The sequence below is a fragment of the Vibrio lentus genome (assembly GCF_030409755.1).
GTDB classification, from domain to species: domain Bacteria; phylum Pseudomonadota; class Gammaproteobacteria; order Enterobacterales; family Vibrionaceae; genus Vibrio; species Vibrio lentus.
The window spans coordinates 185,677-203,268 of the sequence record NZ_JAUFQE010000002.1 but is presented as its reverse complement, the minus strand read 5'-3'; the positions used below and the strand labels follow the sequence as shown (position 1 = coordinate 203,268).

Sequence of the window (17,592 nt, the reverse complement as noted above, 5' to 3'; positions counted from 1 at the left end):
ATACCAATCACAGTAAGTAAGTGTTCAGAAATAGCGCAGGAATAAAGCTTGAGAACAAGGCGTGATTTTTTGATAAGTAGTTATTCTACAATCAAAAATTATAACGCAGTTATCGAGCATTTTAACCAGCTAGGGTGACCAGTTATTTACTACGATTGGTATAACGACCACAAAGTTAATTTGACCACAGTTTCGAATCATTGAGTTGCTATCAGCTAGCTCGCACCTTTTTCATAAACTGTGATATCATACGGCGCTTTTTGAAATCCCAAGAGAGATCCATACCTTGAGCCAACAAATAAAACTTCTCGTTGGACTGGCTAATCCAGGTCCAGAATACGCCAAAACTCGCCACAATGCGGGTGCTTGGGTAGTTGAAGAATTAGCACGTGTACACAACGTGACACTGAAGAACGAACCAAAGTTCTTTGGCCTAACGGGTCGTATCATGGTTCATGGTGAAGATCTTCGTTTGCTGATCCCAACGACTTTTATGAACTTATCCGGGAAAGCCGTTGCAGCACTGGCAAAGTTCTACCAAATTAAACCAGAAGAGATCATGGTCGCTCACGATGAGTTAGACCTCCCTCCAGGTATTGGTAAGTTTAAAAAAGGTGGTGGTCATGGCGGGCACAATGGCCTAAAAGACATCATCAGCAAGCAGGGTAACAATAAAGAATTCTATCGTCTTAGGTTAGGCATTGGCCATCCGGGACATAAAGATAAAGTTGCAGGTTATGTATTAGGCAAAGCTCCTGCTAAAGAGCAAGAGTGTATCGAGGCTGTCGTTGACGAATCGGTTCGCAGCCTAGACATCTTATTAAAAGATGGCCTACCAAAAGCACAAAATCGCTTACATACGTTCAAAGCAGAATAAGGTTTATATCATGGGTTTTAAATGTGGCATCGTTGGTCTACCAAACGTTGGTAAGTCAACTCTGTTTAACGCACTGACTAAAGCAGGCATCGAAGCAGCAAACTTTCCATTTTGTACGATCGAACCAAACACAGGTATCGTTCCGGTTCCAGATCTACGCTTAGATGCATTAGCAAAAATTGTTAATCCACAGAAGATCCTTCCAACGACAATGGAATTCGTAGACATCGCAGGCCTAGTTGCTGGCGCATCTAAAGGTGAAGGTCTAGGTAACAAATTCCTAGCTAACATCCGCGAAACTGACGCTATCGGTCACGTTGTACGCTGCTTTGAAAACGAAAACATCGTTCACGTTTCTGGCAAAGTATCTCCTATCGAAGATATCGAAGTGATCAACCTTGAGCTTGCTCTTGCCGATCTAGATAGCTGTGAACGTGCGATCTTCCGTAATGCTAAAAAAGCAAAAGGCGGCGATAAAGACGCTAAGTTTGAAACTACAGTTCTTGAAAAGCTACTACCGATCCTGACTGAAGGTGGTATGGCTCGTACTGTTGAACTGGGCAAAGAAGAAGTCGCAGCAATCGACTACCTTAACTTCCTAACGCTTAAGCCAACAATGTACATCGCAAACGTTGCTGAAGATGGTTTCGAAAACAACCCTTACCTAGACGCCGTTCGTGAGTATGCAGAAAAAGAGAACAACGTTGTTGTTGCTGTATGTGCTGCAATCGAATCTGAGCTTTCTGAGCTTGACGATGAAGATCGCGAAGAGTTCCTAGCGGACATGGGTATCGAAGAACCAGGCCTTAACCGAGTGATCCGCTCTGGTTACGAACTACTTACTCTTCAGACTTACTTCACTGCGGGTGTTAAAGAAGTTCGCGCTTGGACGATCCCTGTAGGTGCGACTGCACCACAAGCTGCAGGCAAGATCCACACCGACTTCGAAAAAGGATTCATCCGTGCAGAAGTCGTTGGTTACGAACATTTCATCGAATTTGGCGGTGAAAGCGGAGCAAAAGATGCAGGTAAATGGCGTCTTGAAGGCAAAGAATACATCGTTAAAGATGGCGATGTTGTTCACTTCCGTTTCAACGTTTAATTACCAATAAACATCTAATAAAAGGCCAGTAAATTCACTGGCCTTTTTCGTTTTCGCTCTTTATAAATAGCTTATTATCCAAAACTTAACTTCCTATATATCGGCATTTGAACCTATTTTTTGCTGACAAATACGCCTCTTTGACTAAAAAGAAACCGAACAGATGTTTATTCGTGATTTATTCAAAAAAAAAGTTGACGGGTTTCACTCAACTCCGCATAATGCGCCCCGTTCACAACGAAGCGGCAACGTCTCGAAATGAACAACAATTTGGAAATGGCTACTTAGCTCAGTTGGTTAGAGCACATCACTCATAATGATGGGGTCGCAGGTTCGAATCCCGCAGTAGCCACCATTTCCTAAGCACTCTGTTTGTTATTAAACGTATGTCTTTTGACAACAAAGAGTTTTTAGGAAATAAAGCGGTCGTGGCGGAATTGGTAGACGCACCAGATTTAGGTTCTGGCGCCGAGAGGTGTGAGAGTTCAAGTCTCTCCGACCGCACCATATTGAGATGTCTTAATTGACACCATTGTTGGGCTATCGCCAAGCGGTAAGGCACTGGCTTTTGATGCCAGCATTCCCTGGTTCGAATCCAGGTAGCCCAGCCACAATTTAAAGTGTAATTATCTTTAAAAAGATAATGGCATTGGAAGCGAGATTATATTATATTACTTCGCTCTCAGATGGCTACTTAGCTCAGTTGGTTAGAGCACATCACTCATAATGATGGGGTCGCAGGTTCGAATCCCGCAGTAGCCACCATTCTTTCTTATGAAAGAAAAAGAACAAACAACGTTATATTGAATCACCAATATCGATATAACTATAAAGATTTGCTGCGGTCGTGGCGGAATTGGTAGACGCACCAGATTTAGGTTCTGGCGCCGAGAGGTGTGAGAGTTCAAGTCTCTCCGACCGCACCATTATTTAGATATCTTAATTGATATCCTGTTGGGCTATCGCCAAGCGGTAAGGCACTGGCTTTTGATGCCAGCATTCCCTGGTTCGAATCCAGGTAGCCCAGCCATTACAACGTTACTTAGACAAACCATAAGTCTTCTTAACTATACTCTTCGCTAGAGTAAAAGCTTTGCTGCGGTCGTGGCGGAATTGGTAGACGCACCAGATTTAGGTTCTGGCGCCGAGAGGTGTGAGAGTTCAAGTCTCTCCGACCGCACCATTATTTAGATATCTTAATTGATATCCTGTTGGGCTATCGCCAAGCGGTAAGGCACTGGCTTTTGATGCCAGCATTCCCTGGTTCGAATCCAGGTAGCCCAGCCATTACAACGTTACTTAGACAAACCATAAGTCTTCTTAACTATACTCTTCGCTAGAGTAAAAGCTTTGCTGCGGTCGTGGCGGAATTGGTAGACGCACCAGATTTAGGTTCTGGCGCCGAGAGGTGTGAGAGTTCAAGTCTCTCCGACCGCACCATTATTTAGATATCTTAATGATATCATTGTTGGGCTATCGCCAAGCGGTAAGGCACTGGCTTTTGATGCCAGCATTCCCTGGTTCGAATCCAGGTAGCCCAGCCACTACAACGTTACTTAGACAAACCATAAGTCTTCTTAACTATACTCTTCGCTAGAGTAAAAGCTTTGCTGCGGTCGTGGCGGAATTGGTAGACGCACCAGATTTAGGTTCTGGCGCCGAGAGGTGTGAGAGTTCAAGTCTCTCCGACCGCACCATTATTTCTCTTTAATTAGAGATAAAATAGTGAACACATAAAATTCATTATTGGCTACTTAGCTCAGTTGGTTAGAGCACATCACTCATAATGATGGGGTCGCAGGTTCGAATCCCGCAGTAGCCACCATTCTTTCCTTATGAAAGAAAAAGAACAAACAACGTTATATTGAATCACCAATATCGATATAACTATAAAGATTTGCTGCGGTCGTGGCGGAATTGGTAGACGCACCAGATTTAGGTTCTGGCGCCGAGAGGTGTGAGAGTTCAAGTCTCTCCGACCGCACCATTATTTAGATATCTTAATTGATATCCTGTTGGGCTATCGCCAAGCGGTAAGGCACTGGCTTTTGATGCCAGCATTCCCTGGTTCGAATCCAGGTAGCCCAGCCATTACAACGTTACTTAGACAAACCATAAGTCTTCTTAACTATACTCTTCGCTAGAGTAAAAGCTTTGCTGCGGTCGTGGCGGAATTGGTAGACGCACCAGATTTAGGTTCTGGCGCCGAGAGGTGTGAGAGTTCAAGTCTCTCCGACCGCACCATTATTTAGATATCTTAATTGATATCCTGTTGGGCTATCGCCAAGCGGTAAGGCACTGGCTTTTGATGCCAGCATTCCCTGGTTCGAATCCAGGTAGCCCAGCCATTACAACGTTACTTAGACAAACCATAAGTCTTCTTAACTATACTCTTCGCTAGAGTAAAAGCTTTGCTGCGGTCGTGGCGGAATTGGTAGACGCACCAGATTTAGGTTCTGGCGCCGAGAGGTGTGAGAGTTCAAGTCTCTCCGACCGCACCATTATTTCTCTTTAATTAGAGATAAAATAGTGAATACATAAAATTCATTATTGGCTACTTAGCTCAGTTGGTTAGAGCACATCACTCATAATGATGGGGTCGCAGGTTCGAATCCCGCAGTAGCCACCATTCTTTCTTTAGGAAAGAAAAAGTACAAACAACGTTATATTGAATCACCAATGTCGATATAACTATAAAGATTTGCTGCGGTCGTGGCGGAATTGGTAGACGCACCAGATTTAGGTTCTGGCGCCGAGAGGTGTGAGAGTTCAAGTCTCTCCGACCGCACCATCATTGAATAGAACCCAGCTTTTTAGCTGGGTTTTGTTTTATCTGGAATATGTAAATCTGCAAGCCAAGTCACCAAGTATTCTCTCCTATAACCTCACTTTTACTGCGATTTTATTAGACAATGTCTGCTCCATTTCCTAACTGAGTATGACTTCCTATGAAAACCCTCCCTTTAACGATCGGTTGCTACACAGGTTCTCCAAGTAATAGCCAAGGTGTGTATCAAACTCAGTTAGATCTAGAAACGGGAACGCTGTTGCCTTTAGAGCTTATAGCAGCCTGCACTAACCCCTCGTTTGTCACCACGACAAAGCTAGGGATCTACACTGCTTCTGAAGTTGACCAAAAGATACAACCACAGCTAATTCATATACCGAATTCTGATTCAACAATAGCGTCAAATACTGGGCCAATCTCAGGAGATCACCCTTGTCATATCACGATAGATCCCCACAATAAGTTTGCTATTACATCGCAATATTCATCAGGGACATTCGATATCTTTAGTTTAAGTATCAATGGCAATATAGATAAACGGCTCAAAACACTCAAAATGGTTGGTTCTGGACCTAATACAGAAAGACAAACGGGCCCACATGCACATCAAAGCCTTTTCCTAAAGAACTCTCCGCAGTTTGTCACCGTCGATCTCGGAGCCGATCGAATCAACTTCTATTGCTTTGACGAAGAGCAAGAAGAGTTCCTTGATGAACCAATGCAATCTATCAAAGTGCCAACAGGGAATGGACCTCGTCACCTAATATTTAACCAAGCTGAAGATCGAGCCTATGTGGTGTGTGAACTCTCTGAAACGATATTGATTTTGCAAAAGTCTTTAGGAGTGTGGAGTATCGTGGAAGAGGTTGATGCACTTCCCAATATGGAGAAAGGGGAAGCAGCGGCTGCAATTAAGCTATCGCCAGATGAGCAATTCCTTTATGTGTCTTGCCGACATCAATCAAGGATCAGTAATTTCAAAATCGAACCGACCACCAAAATGCCTATTTTTATTGATAGCTACAGCACTGAAGGTAATTTTCCTCGCGATTTTCATATTACCAACTGTGGGCAATGGCTTATCGCTGCAAACCAGAACTCCAACAACCTCACGTCATTCAAACGAAATATTGAGGATGGATCCCTCATCTATACTGGATGCTCTTTAGCCATTGATGCACCTGTTTGTGTGACGCAATAGCACTAAGCACTAAGCACTAAGCACTAAGCACTAAGCACTATCACGAAATCAAAAAAGGAGAGCCTCAGCTCTCCTTTTTTTATAACTAGATAATTTGGACTAACCAATCACAACCCTAAAGCGTACTTAAGCACCTGTGATTTAATCGGCCCTGAGTTTTCTGCTAGCTTTAGTGCTGCATTACGCACAAACTTAAGTGGGCCAATATCATTACTGAACGTTTTGTAGAAAAAGTCCATGCCACTTTGCATCATTAGGTTGTCGCCCCTTCTGATCACTTCATAGCGCCTCACCACAGATTGATTCAATTCACCTTTCTCTTTGGTGATATCCAATAGTGCTGCCACATCTTTAAAGCCCAAGTTAACACCCTGCCCTGCTAGAGGGTTAATCGTATGTGCAGAGTCCCCGACAAGAATACAATTATTCTTCGAGTATGATTGAGCATGACGTCGAGTCAGAGGGAATGAGCCCGAGTTCAACACTTTCACATCACCCAGTTCTTCAGGGAAGCTAGTGATAACTTCATTACGTAATTTTTCTGGGCTCATCGCAGAAAGTTGCTTAATACGAGACGGCGAGTCATACCACACTAAAGAACCCTGCCCCACCTCTTTGCCTTCAGACATTAGCGAGCACAATGGAAGGAATGAACGAGGTCCACTCGGTAAAAACTGTTGCCAAGTAATATCTTGCTGAGGAAGTTCTGTTTCTACATTGATAAGCATGCAGTGCTGTCGGTAATCCCAAGCTGTAATACCAATCCCAGCTTGCTGACGAACGACTGAATTTGCACCATCAGCGCCAATCACCCATTTCGCTGATAACTGAGTACCCGACTGAAGTTTCACGATATTGGTTTCGCCAAATTCAATCGTGTCCAATTTCTCTGGGCATAACAGTTCTAAATTGTCATAAGTATCAAACTGACCCCATAAACCCAATTGGATTAATCGATTCTCAACGATGTAACCTAAACGAGGTAAATCAATAGATGTGGCATCAAAACGTGTACGACACTCTGGGTGCTCCCAAGTTTCCAAACGTTTGTAAGAACAGACACGCATTGCAGCGATGCTTTGCCATGCACCCAGCTCTTCAAGCAAATCAACTGAAGCCTGAGAAATTGCTGATACACGGATATCCATTGCTTGTGAGTCATCATAAGCTTTTGGAGCAAAGCCTTCGATCACGGCAACATTCAGTCCTTGTTTAGCAAAGCCGATTGCAGTCGCAGCACCAACCATGCCACCACCCACTACTACAATGTCGTAACTATTCATATTTTGTACTTATCATTTTGATTCTTTGACTGTTTTCAATTGTACGTTTTCACAACTAACTTGTAACCAAAAACCTTATTCGAAAAAAGGGTTACCCCTTGCTGTACCTAGCGTTAACGATAATAAAAACCACTACCGAAGAGATTTTATCAGACTACTAGTCAGTCGGTTTTGAAACCAGTACAATACGCGGCTTGCTGCCAGAGCCAGTCATAAAAGCTGAACGAGTTAATATGACAAACGGCACTTGCAGATGAATACTGGGCGATTTGCTCCCTTAAATTAAACTAACGATCGAGCGAACAAAAAATGAGTAAGAAACTGCTAATTAAAACTTGGGGCTGTCAGATGAATGAATATGATTCATCAAAAATGGCTGACCTGCTTAACGCTGCAAATGGCTATGAGCTAACTGAAGTACCTGAGGAAGCAGATGTACTACTCCTGAATACTTGTTCTATTCGTGAAAAAGCGCAAGAAAAGGTATTCCACCAGCTTGGTCGTTGGAAAACGCTCAAAGATAAAAAAGAAGGTGTGGTGATCGGTGTGGGTGGCTGTGTAGCAACTCAAGAAGGCGACCATATCCGTCAACGCGCACCTTATGTTGACGTTATCTTTGGCCCTCAAACATTACACCGTCTGCCAGAAATGATTAAGTCATCTCTGTCTAACGAAAAACCTGTAATGGACATCTCATTCCCTGAGATCGAAAAATTCGATAACCTTCCAGAGCCAAAAGCAGACGGCGCAACAGCGTACGTTTCTATCATGGAAGGTTGTTCTAAGTACTGTACTTACTGTGTTGTGCCATATACTCGTGGTGAAGAAGTTAGCCGTCCAATGGATGATGTACTTTACGAAGTTGCACAACTTGCAGAACAAGGTGTACGTGAAGTAAACCTACTTGGCCAAAATGTAAACGCATTCCGTGGTCCAACTCACGAAGGCGACATCTGCACATTTGCAGAACTACTTCGCCTAGTTGCGTCTATTGATGGTATCGACCGTATTCGTTTCACAACAAGCCACCCGCTTGAGTTCGGCGACGACATCATTGAAGTTTACAAAGACACACCGGAACTAGTGAGCTTCCTTCACTTACCAGTACAAAGTGGCAGTGACCGCATTCTAACAATGATGAAGCGTCCACATACGGCAATCGAATACAAATCTATCATTCGCAAACTGCGTAAAGCTCGCCCTGATATTCAAATCAGCTCTGACTTTATCGTTGGTTTCCCTGGTGAGTCTAAGCAAGACTTCCAGGATACGATGAAACTGATCAAAGAAGTTGATTTCGATATGAGCTTCAGTTTTGTTTTCTCTCCTCGTCCAGGTACGCCAGCAGCAGATTACCCATGTGATGTGCCAGCACAAGAGAAGAAAGATCGTCTATACGAGCTGCAACAAACGGTGAACACTCAAGCTATGCGTTTCTCTCGCCTAATGTTAGGTACAGAGCAGCGTATTCTTGTAGAAGGTCCATCAAGAAAGAATCTAATGGAGCTTCGTGGCCGTACTGAAAACAGCCGTGTTGTGAACTTCGAAGGTTCTGCTGACCTAATCGGCCAGTTCGTAGATGTGAAGATCACTGAGGTTTACACCAACTCACTACGTGGTGAACTGGTTCGTACAGAAAAAGACATGGGTCTACGCGTAGCAATGACTCCAGCAGAAATGATGGAAAAAACTAAACGCGAAGACGAGCTAGGTGTAGCGACATTTACGCCTTAGTCAGATAACGTTTGAGAATAAAGCTCAAACGAAAAGCTTGAAATTACCTAACTAAGTGACCATCTTAGAAATAGGGAATCACCATCAGAAGCCCGGTCTAAATCGGGCTTCTTGCTCTTTTTTTTATTTAAGAGTGAGTGGCACAAAATGAGAGGCTAATTTGAGCAATAAAATCGTTACTTTAGAGATCAACCTAGAACCTGCCGACAACCTACGTTTGGCAAGCTTATGTGGTCCATTCGACGACAATATCAAACACCTTGAACGCCGTCTTGGCGTTGAAATTAATTACCGTAGTAACTTCTTCACCATAGTAGGCAAGCCTCACACCACAGCGGCCGCTCTAGATATCATCAAGCACCTCTATGTAGAAACGGCTCCTGTCAAAGGCAACGTGTCCGATATTGAACCTGAACAGGTTCACCTCGCGGTCACCGAGTCAGGTATTTTGGAGCAGCATGTCGAGTCTGAAATCGACTACGGCAAAGAAGTGACCATTAAGACTAAAAAAGGCGTCATCAAGCCACGCACACCCAACCAAGCTCAATACTTGATGAACATGGTCACTCATGACATCACCTTTGGTATTGGCCCTGCAGGTACAGGTAAAACGTACTTGGCAGTAGCGGCAGCGGTAGATGCTCTCGAACGCCAAGAAGTTCGCCGGATCCTACTGACTCGCCCTGCCGTTGAAGCGGGTGAAAAGCTTGGTTTCCTTCCCGGAGATCTAAGCCAGAAAGTCGATCCATATTTGCGTCCACTTTACGATGCACTCTTTGAGATGCTTGGCTTTGAGCGTGTTGAGAAACTGATTGAGCGTAACGTGATTGAAGTTGCTCCTCTGGCTTACATGCGTGGTCGTACATTGAATGATGCATTTATCATTCTAGATGAGAGCCAAAACACCACGGTAGAGCAAATGAAAATGTTCTTAACCCGTATCGGTTTTAACTCTCGCGCTGTTATCACAGGTGATATCACTCAAATCGATTTACCTCGTGGTGCGAAATCAGGCCTACGCCACGCAACTGAAGTGCTCAGTGACGTTGATGACATTAGCTTTAACTTCTTCATGTCTGAAGACGTCGTTCGTCACCCTGTGGTTGCTCGTATCGTCAACGCGTACGAGAAGTGGGAAGCAAAAGACCAGAAAGAGCGCAAAGAGTTTGAACAACGTAAGCGTGAAGAACGCGAAGCCAAGCTTCTTGAGGCTCAACAAGCCGTTACGACACGATTAGCAACACAAAATAGCTCTGTAATTGCAGAACAAGGTGATAAATAGATGTCTATTGAACTAGACCTGCAAATAGCGGTCGAAAATGAGCAAGGTCTTCCAACCGAACAAGATATTCAGCTTTGGTTGGATAAGACAATTCCTCAGTTTCAAGAGAGTGCCGAGCTCACCGTTCGTATTGTTGATACAGAAGAGAGCCACCAGCTCAACCATGACTATCGTGGAAAAGATAAGCCAACTAACGTGCTGTCTTTCCCATTTGAAGCACCACCAGGAATGGAATTAGATCTACTGGGTGACCTTATTATCTGCCGCCAAGTTGTCGAAAAAGAAGCAGAAGAGCAAAATAAGCCTCTGCTAGCACACTGGGCTCATATGGTTGTACATGGCAGTCTGCATCTGCTAGGTTATGATCATATCGAAGATGATGAAGCTGAAGAGATGGAGTCACTCGAGACAGAAATCATGCAAACTATGGGCTTTGAAGACCCTTACATTCTAGAAAAGTAAATTGATTCTAGTAACGTAGGTTGCAGAGAAACAAGAACTCATCGAACCTGTTATTTTCACAGGAATCTGAGTTTTAATGTGTGCTATCACACTTCTGATAGCGTTATTTTTTGAGAAATCATGAACGAAGGTAACCCCCCCACTTCTGAGGGAAGTAAAAAATCTGAAGGTCCGAGTAGAAAGTCCTTCTTTGAACGTCTAGGCCAAATATTTCAAGGCGAAGTTAAAGATCGCCAAGAACTTGTGGATGTTATCCGCGGTTCTGAAATCAATGACCTAATTGACCACGACACTCGCGACATGCTCGAAGGTGTTATGGAAATTTCAGAGATGCGAGTACGCGATATCATGCTGCCTCGCTCTCAAATGGTTACAGTTGAACGCACCGACGATTTAGATACGTTGATTGCGCTTATTACTGATGCTCAACACTCTCGCTACCCAGTGATCAGTGAAGATAAAGACCATGTTGAAGGCATTCTATTAGCGAAGGACCTACTTAAGTATTTGGGTTCAGAAAGTGCCCCATTTGATATCGAACAAGTGATTCGCCCTGTCGTGGTAGTTCCTGAAAGTAAGCGAGTTGATCGCCTGCTGAAGGAATTCCAAGAAGAGCGTTACCACATGTCTATCGTTGTCGATGAGTTTGGTGGTGTTTCTGGCCTGGTAACCATTGAAGATATCCTCGAAGAAATCGTTGGTGAAATTGAAGACGAATTCGACGATGAAGAAGAAGTAGATATTCGTAAGCTGAGTAAGCATACCTTCGCTGTTAAAGCTTTAACCACTATTGAAGATTTCAACGATACGTTTGAGACCTCTTTCAGTGATGACGAAGTGGATACAGTCGGCGGCATGGTAATGACAGCATTAGGTCACTTACCGGTTCGTGGCGAAATTGTAGAAATCGAAAACTACCATTTCAAAGTGACATCAGCTGATAACCGTCGTGTGATTCAGTTGCAGGTAACGATACCTGACGAACAACCTCTTCCAACTATCGAAGAATAACAACTTCTCTCTAAAGAGATGACAGAAATTAGATGACTAAACTATTTAATCATCGCCTATTACGGCCGCTTGCGGCCGTTTTTGTTGGCGCTATAACAACCCTTTCATTCGCTCCGTATTCAATATGGCCTCTTGCTATTCTCAGCCCAGCGTTATTGCTGTTACTGATCAATAATCGCTCTCCTAAAAGTGCGCTTTGGATTGGTTACGCATGGGGTTTAGGTCAATTCACGACTGGTATTAGTTGGGTATACGTCAGTATTGATGGCTTTGGCGGAATGCCTCTGGCTGCCAATTTATTCTTAATGGCATTGCTTGTTGGTTATCTTGCGATCTACTCCGGTCTATTTACTTGGAGTTTAAACAAATTTTTTCCGAGCAATAACCTAAGCCGATTTTTTCTTGCTGCCCCTGCACTATGGTTAATCTGTGATTGGCTACGCGGTTGGGTAATGACTGGCTTCCCATGGTTATGGCTAGGTTACAGCCAAATCGACTCGCCACTAGGTTCATTCGCACCGATTGGTGGTGTCGAGCTTGTTACGCTAGCGATTATTGTGTCAGCCTCTGCACTCGCTTATACAGTCATAAATAAGGCGTGGAGTGTCGGCATTATTCCTGCGATTGTCTTCAGTGCCGGTTTCGGTATTCGAAACATCGACTGGGTAACACCGAACCCTGAGAAAACAACGTCAGTGGTATTGATTCAAGGCAACGTCGATCAAGACAGCAAATGGCTACCTAGCCATCGCTGGCCAACCATGATGAAGTACACAGACCTAAGCAGAGAAAACTGGGACGCCGATATCATCATCTGGCCTGAAGCGGCTATCCCAGCATTCGAAGTTGAGATTCCATCTTTCCTACGCAACTTAGATAGCGCAGCGAAGATGAACAACAGCTCGATCATTACTGGCGTGCTGAATCAATCTGAAGATAAGAAGTACTACAACAGTGTTCTTTCACTTGGTGTGAATCCATATGGTGAGTACAGCTACGATCCAGACGAACGCTACCATAAGCATCACCTGTTACCGTTTGGTGAGTTTGTTCCGTTTGAAGATATCTTGCGCCCATTAGCACCTTTCTTTAACTTGCCAATGTCATCATTCAGCCGTGGCGACTTTGTTCAACCAAACATCGTGGCAAATGGTCGTCATCTAGCGCCTGCGTTGTGTTATGAGATCATCTTTAATGATCAAGTTAGACAAAACGTAACAGATGAAACTGACTTTATTCTAACGCTCTCTAACGATGCGTGGTTCGGCCGTTCGATTGGGCCATTGCAACATATGGAAATCGCACAGATGCGTGCTCTGGAGCTTGGGAAGCCGCTAATTCGCTCTACCAACAATGGTGTAACGGCAGTAACGGATCACAAAGGCAAGATCATCAAACAAATACCGCAGTTTGAAACGGCAGTATTGAAAGCTGAACTCATTTCAACGGATGGTCAAACCCCTTATCACGTGGTCGGTACTTGGCCACTGTATATCTGGGCATTACTGAGTTTGGTGGCAGGCTGGTTTATGAGAAGAAAAGACTAGATTCGAGATTCGAGATTCGAGATTCGACGGAAAGTTGTTGAGGGTTGGCTAATTCAGTCAACCCTTTTTTATTGCTGCGGTTTAATATGGTTCAGGAGTTTATGGCTTAAGCGCTTTACGGCTAAACCCTGTCGAGCCACATTTAATACACGGAATAATCGTCGTTGGGTGGTTATATTCGGTTTGATGCCCACACTCATCACAAACGAGTGTCCCGAGTCCGATAACCTCTTCCGCTTGATACAAGCCTTGATGTTCTAAGTCTTGAAACAGTTCAACCCATTCCACCTTAGTGCGATCAGTGATATCCAGAAGCCCTTGCCAGATAGAATCTGTGATCATCAAATAAAATGGATCACCTTTACTCTCTTCATAGCTTTCGGAAAACTCTTTTAAATCCGACTTCACGTAAGCGGAAATCAACGACAGCTCGTCTTTGGTCATGTCATTGGCTGCTTTCGCATATTTACCTGACGTTTCTATTTTGTTGTTAAGCTCTTCAGGACTATGCTTCAGCGTTTCTATCACCTCTTCGACGACTTCTTCATAGAGTGCTTTTTTCTTCGGCATAACGACCTCCTTAAGATGACCAAGCTTTATCTTAGTGAACTGACCTTAAGTGAAGCGACCAGTTCCTAACAAACAAATGCAATTCATACCCTTAAGTATAGCTGTCCTAAGTAATTCGGTTGAATTTACGCAATCAACCATGCTGCAACTGCAAGTATGAAGGGTATAACTATTGTTGTACTAAGCTCCTTTAGGTATTCTATGACGATCTGTAAGATTCTGTTCTAACCGAACTCACAAATTCCAAGATAACCGGATACCATCGATGCAAGAACAATATAACCCGCAAGAGATTGAACAAAAGGTTCAACAACACTGGGATGACAGCGAGACTTTCGTTGTAAGTGAAGACCCAAATAAAGAAAAATTCTACTGTCTTTCTATGTTCCCGTACCCAAGTGGCCGACTGCATATGGGTCACGTGCGTAACTACACCATCGGTGATGTGGTATCTCGTTTCCAACGTCTACAAGGCAAAAACGTAATGCAGCCAATCGGTTGGGATGCATTCGGCCTACCTGCAGAAAACGCAGCTGTAAAAAACAACACAGCGCCTGCACCGTGGACTTACGAAAACATCGAATACATGAAAAACCAGCTTAAGCTTTTAGGCTTTGGTTACGACTGGAAACGTGAATTTGCAACGTGTACTCCTGAGTACTACCGTTGGGAACAAGAGTTCTTCACTAAACTTTACGAGCAAGGCCTAGTTTACAAGAAGACTTCTTCTGTTAACTGGTGTCCAAACGACCAAACGGTTCTTGCGAACGAGCAAGTAGAAGACGGTTGCTGCTGGCGTTGTGACACTCCAGTAGAACAAAAGAAGATCCCTCAGTGGTTCATTAAGATCACTGAGTACGCTCAAGAGCTACTAGACGATCTAGACAACCTTGAAGGTTGGCCTGAAATGGTTAAGACCATGCAGCGCAACTGGATCGGCCGCTCTGAAGGTGTAGAGCTATCTTTCGCTGTTAACGGTGAAGAAGCGCCACTAGAAGTATACACAACACGTCCAGACACACTAATGGGTGTTTCTTATGTTGGTATCGCTGCAGGTCACCCACTTGCAGAGAAAGCATCAAAGAACAACCCTGAGCTTGCAGCATTCGTTGAAGAATGTCGTAACACCAAAGTGGCTGAAGCAGAACTAGCAACGATGGAAAAGAAAGGTATGGATACTGGCCTAACGGCTATCCACCCTCTTAACGGTCGTGTTGTTCCTGTTTACGTAGCTAACTTCGTTCTTATGGATTACGGCACAGGTGCTGTAATGGCGGTTCCTGCTCACGACCAACGTGACTACGAATTCGCAACTAAGTACGGCATCGATATCATCCCAGTAATCAAACCTGAAGATGGTTCTGAGCTAGATGTGTCTGAAGCGGCTTACACTGAGAAAGGTGTACTGTTCGATTCTGGTGAATTCGATGGTCTTGCGTTCCAAGAAGCATTCGATGCAATCGCTGCGAAGCTTGAAGCTGAAGGCAAAGGTAAGAAAACAGTAAACTTCCGTCTACGTGACTGGGGCGTTTCTCGTCAGCGTTACTGGGGTGCTCCAATCCCAATGGTAACCACTGAAGATGGTGAAGTTCACCCAGTACCAGCAGACCAACTACCCGTTATTCTTCCAGAAGACGTGGTAATGGATGGCGTAACTAGCCCAATCAAGGCGGATAAGTCTTGGGCTGAAACAACATTCAATGGCGAACCAGCGCTACGTGAAACTGATACGTTCGATACGTTCATGGAATCTTCATGGTACTACGCACGTTACTGTTCACCACAAGCTGACGACATTCTAGATCCAGAGAAAGCAAACTACTGGTTGCCAGTTGACCAATACGTTGGTGGTATCGAGCACGCATGTATGCACCTGCTTTACTCTCGCTTCTTCCACAAGCTTCTTCGTGATGCGGGTTACGTGACATCTGATGAACCGTTCAAACAGCTTCTATGTCAAGGTATGGTTCTCGCTGATGCGTTCTACCACACGAACGAGAAAGGCACGAAGGAATGGATTGCTCCAACTGACGTGACTATCGACCGTGACGCGAAAGGTCGCATTGAAAAAGCAATCGACAACCAGGGCCGCGACGTTGAACACTCAGGCATGATCAAAATGTCTAAGTCTAAAAACAACGGTATCGACCCACAAGAGATGGTAGACAAGTACGGCGCTGATACAGTACGCCTATTCATGATGTTTGCATCGCCTGCAGACATGACGCTTGAGTGGCAAGAGTCTGGCGTTGAAGGCGCAAACCGCTTCCTTAAGCGTGTTTGGAAACTGGTTCACGCTCACTCAGCTAAAGGTGCTGCTGAATCTGTTGATGCTTCTGCGCTGTCTGGTGATCAGAAAGCACTTCGTCGTGATATTCACAAAACTATTGCGAAAGTAACGGACGATATCGGCCGTCGCCAAACATTCAACACTGCCATCGCTGCGATCATGGAATTGATGAACAAGCTAGCGAAAGCACCTCAAGAATCTGTACAAGATCGTGCAATTCTTGATGAAGCGCTAAAAGCAGTGGTTCGCATGCTTTACCCAATGACTCCACACATCTCTTACGAAATGTGGATTGCATTAGGTGAATCAAACGTAGACTCAGCGACATGGCCAACTTTCGATGAGAAAGCGCTAGTTGAAGACGAGAAGACTATCGTTGTAATGATCAACGGTAAGCTACGTGCGAAGCTAACGGTTGCAGCTGACGCAACAGAAGAGCAAGTTCGTAAGCTTGGTCTAAACGATGAGAACGCTAAGAAGTTCCTAGATGGCTTAACTATTCGTAAAGTTATCTTCGTACCTGGCAAGCTTCTGAACATCGTAGCTAACTAATATTAGTTAACTAACATTGGCTAACTAACTAGTTGCAGATTAAAGCGAACTAGCTTTAGTCTGCACATATAACTGCTGAAGCGAACCTATTTTGTTTTCAGTAGTCTCTAGACAGGGTGCAACATTGCCCTGTCTACTTATTTAAGTGCTTTAGACTCAGAGTCCTACGATTCGAAAGCTCTAAAGCCTTTAAATAAGTATTCTACCTTCATGAGAGCCATCAAATAATGCGCCTGATTTCACTATCTTCATTGAAAGTTACTATTGTTGTTTTAACCGTTAGCCTGCTAAGTGCCTGTGGTTTCCACCTACGTGGTGATTACTCCGTACCAGAAGAACTCAACAAGATCTCTGTGACCAGTTACGACCAATACAGTACGTTCACACGTATGATGAAAGGCCAGCTGCGTATGAATGATGTAGAAATTGTGCCACCGGCAGAAAATACACCTAACTTGCACATTATTAGTGAGAGTGTTGGCGAACGCACTCTATCTCTTTACCAAAATACTCGTGCAGCAGAAATTGAACTGACGTTCTACGCTTCATATCGAGTAACCATCCCCGATCTAGGTTCAAAAACATTCTCAACCAGCGTGACTCGTAGTTACCTTGATAACCCGCTCACAGCACTCGCAAAATCGGTTGAACGTGACATGATTGAAGATGAAATGCGTAAGCTTGCGACAAGCCAGATCCTTCGTCAGATGGCTCGATTGAAAGCGAACATTGCAGCCGGTAGCATGGATCTACAAGCTCTAGAGAACGTTCAAGTAAAAGAGCTAGAAAAGCAGTACAACATCAAGAACATCGAAATTGACGACGTTGAGATCGACGCCAGTACAGCACCTGATGCTGAGCCTAGCGTAACGGTTGAGCAATAGTTTTATTCG

General features: G+C 44.2%; 12 protein-coding genes and 19 tRNA genes. 29 read left to right on the top strand and 2 right to left on the bottom strand.

The genetic code is table 11. The annotated features are described in order from the left end of the window. Positions 1-286: 286 nt before the first annotated feature. The 22 genes from pth to QWZ07_RS09190 all read left to right on the top strand — a co-directional run bounded on the left by pth (position 287) and on the right by QWZ07_RS09190 (position 5,968). The gene (gene pth / locus QWZ07_RS09295) at positions 287-877 is read left to right on the top strand and encodes an aminoacyl-tRNA hydrolase (RefSeq protein WP_010439162.1); all 591 of its coding nucleotides are present in this window, start codon (positions 287-289) and stop codon (positions 875-877) included. Positions 878-887: 10 nt separating this feature from the next. Then, the gene (gene ychF / locus QWZ07_RS09290; protein WP_029223453.1) at positions 888-1,979 is read left to right on the top strand and encodes a redox-regulated ATPase YchF; all 1,092 of its coding nucleotides are present in this window, start codon (positions 888-890) and stop codon (positions 1,977-1,979) included. 278 nt (positions 1,980-2,257) lie between these two features. Then, positions 2,258-2,334 (top strand) — tRNA-Met (locus tag QWZ07_RS09285). A gap of 67 nt (positions 2,335-2,401) precedes the next feature. Next, a tRNA-Leu gene (locus QWZ07_RS09280) sits at positions 2,402-2,486 on the top strand. Positions 2,487-2,515: 29 nt separating this feature from the next. Then, positions 2,516-2,590: transfer RNA gene (locus QWZ07_RS09275), tRNA-Gln, on the top strand. A gap of 77 nt (positions 2,591-2,667) precedes the next feature. Then, positions 2,668-2,744 (top strand) — tRNA-Met (locus QWZ07_RS09270). A gap of 76 nt (positions 2,745-2,820) precedes the next feature. Further along, positions 2,821-2,905, top strand: a tRNA-Leu gene (locus QWZ07_RS09265). A 29-nt stretch (positions 2,906-2,934) separates the two neighbouring features. Further along, a tRNA-Gln gene (locus tag QWZ07_RS09260) sits at positions 2,935-3,009 on the top strand. Between the two features lie 68 nt (positions 3,010-3,077). Then, positions 3,078-3,162: transfer RNA gene (locus QWZ07_RS09255), tRNA-Leu, on the top strand. 29 nt (positions 3,163-3,191) lie between these two features. After that, positions 3,192-3,266: transfer RNA gene (locus QWZ07_RS09250), tRNA-Gln, on the top strand. Between the two features lie 68 nt (positions 3,267-3,334). Further along, positions 3,335-3,419: transfer RNA gene (locus tag QWZ07_RS09245), tRNA-Leu, on the top strand. Between the two features lie 29 nt (positions 3,420-3,448). Further along, a tRNA-Gln gene (locus QWZ07_RS09240) sits at positions 3,449-3,523 on the top strand. A 68-nt stretch (positions 3,524-3,591) separates the two neighbouring features. Next, a tRNA-Leu gene (locus QWZ07_RS09235) sits at positions 3,592-3,676 on the top strand. Positions 3,677-3,727: 51 nt separating this feature from the next. Then, positions 3,728-3,804, top strand: a tRNA-Met gene (locus QWZ07_RS09230). 77 nt (positions 3,805-3,881) lie between these two features. Beyond that, positions 3,882-3,966: transfer RNA gene (locus QWZ07_RS09225), tRNA-Leu, on the top strand. 29 nt (positions 3,967-3,995) lie between these two features. After that, positions 3,996-4,070: transfer RNA gene (locus tag QWZ07_RS09220), tRNA-Gln, on the top strand. A 68-nt stretch (positions 4,071-4,138) separates the two neighbouring features. Next, a tRNA-Leu gene (locus QWZ07_RS09215) sits at positions 4,139-4,223 on the top strand. A 29-nt stretch (positions 4,224-4,252) separates the two neighbouring features. Further along, a tRNA-Gln gene (locus QWZ07_RS09210) sits at positions 4,253-4,327 on the top strand. Positions 4,328-4,395: 68 nt separating this feature from the next. Then, positions 4,396-4,480: transfer RNA gene (locus tag QWZ07_RS09205), tRNA-Leu, on the top strand. 51 nt (positions 4,481-4,531) lie between these two features. Beyond that, positions 4,532-4,608, top strand: a tRNA-Met gene (locus tag QWZ07_RS09200). Positions 4,609-4,685: 77 nt separating this feature from the next. Beyond that, positions 4,686-4,770: transfer RNA gene (locus QWZ07_RS09195), tRNA-Leu, on the top strand. A gap of 157 nt (positions 4,771-4,927) precedes the next feature. Beyond that, entirely contained in the window at positions 4,928-5,968 is a 1,041-nt protein-coding gene (locus tag QWZ07_RS09190; protein WP_192854247.1) for a lactonase family protein, read from the top strand. A gap of 107 nt (positions 5,969-6,075) precedes the next feature. Here the strand turns inward: QWZ07_RS09190 and QWZ07_RS09185 are convergent, their stop codons facing one another. Further along, the gene (locus tag QWZ07_RS09185; protein ID WP_192854246.1) at positions 6,076-7,251 is read right to left on the bottom strand and encodes a 2-octaprenyl-3-methyl-6-methoxy-1,4-benzoquinol hydroxylase; all 1,176 of its coding nucleotides are present in this window, start codon (positions 7,249-7,251) and stop codon (positions 6,076-6,078) included. Positions 7,252-7,560: 309 nt separating this feature from the next. Between QWZ07_RS09185 and miaB the strand changes: the two genes are divergently transcribed. The 5 genes from miaB (at position 7,561) to lnt (ending at position 13,287) form a co-directional block, all read left to right on the top strand. After that, positions 7,561-8,985, top strand: a complete 1,425-nt coding sequence (gene miaB, locus QWZ07_RS09180; protein ID WP_017104422.1) for a tRNA (N6-isopentenyl adenosine(37)-C2)-methylthiotransferase MiaB — start codon at positions 7,561-7,563, stop codon at positions 8,983-8,985. Positions 8,986-9,145: 160 nt separating this feature from the next. Beyond that, entirely contained in the window at positions 9,146-10,267 is a 1,122-nt protein-coding gene (locus QWZ07_RS09175) for a PhoH family protein (protein WP_192854245.1), read from the top strand. Then, positions 10,268-10,729, top strand: a complete 462-nt coding sequence (ybeY, locus tag QWZ07_RS09170; protein ID WP_017110187.1) for an rRNA maturation RNase YbeY — start codon at positions 10,268-10,270, stop codon at positions 10,727-10,729. A 120-nt stretch (positions 10,730-10,849) separates the two neighbouring features. Beyond that, entirely contained in the window at positions 10,850-11,740 is an 891-nt protein-coding gene (gene corC / locus QWZ07_RS09165) for a CNNM family magnesium/cobalt transport protein CorC (RefSeq protein WP_017104425.1), read from the top strand. Between the two features lie 32 nt (positions 11,741-11,772). Continuing rightward, positions 11,773-13,287 carry an apolipoprotein N-acyltransferase gene (lnt, locus tag QWZ07_RS09160; RefSeq protein ID WP_076668153.1) on the top strand — a complete coding sequence of 505 codons (1,515 nt, stop codon included), beginning with the start codon at positions 11,773-11,775 and terminating at the stop codon, positions 13,285-13,287. Positions 13,288-13,386: 99 nt separating this feature from the next. On the opposite strand, the gene QWZ07_RS09155 is transcribed toward lnt, so the two are convergent. Beyond that, entirely contained in the window at positions 13,387-13,857 is a 471-nt protein-coding gene (locus tag QWZ07_RS09155) for a zinc ribbon-containing protein (protein ID WP_192854244.1), read from the bottom strand. A 265-nt stretch (positions 13,858-14,122) separates the two neighbouring features. Between QWZ07_RS09155 and leuS the strand changes: the two genes are divergently transcribed. Both leuS and QWZ07_RS09145 read left to right on the top strand, forming a co-directional pair. Beyond that, positions 14,123-16,699, top strand: coding sequence for a leucine--tRNA ligase (gene leuS, locus QWZ07_RS09150; RefSeq protein WP_192854243.1), 2,577 nt, complete (start codon positions 14,123-14,125; stop codon positions 16,697-16,699). 227 nt (positions 16,700-16,926) lie between these two features. Beyond that, positions 16,927-17,583 carry an LPS-assembly lipoprotein LptE gene (locus QWZ07_RS09145; protein ID WP_192854242.1) on the top strand — a complete coding sequence of 219 codons (657 nt, stop codon included), beginning with the start codon at positions 16,927-16,929 and terminating at the stop codon, positions 17,581-17,583. The last annotated feature ends 9 nt before the right edge of the window (positions 17,584-17,592 follow it).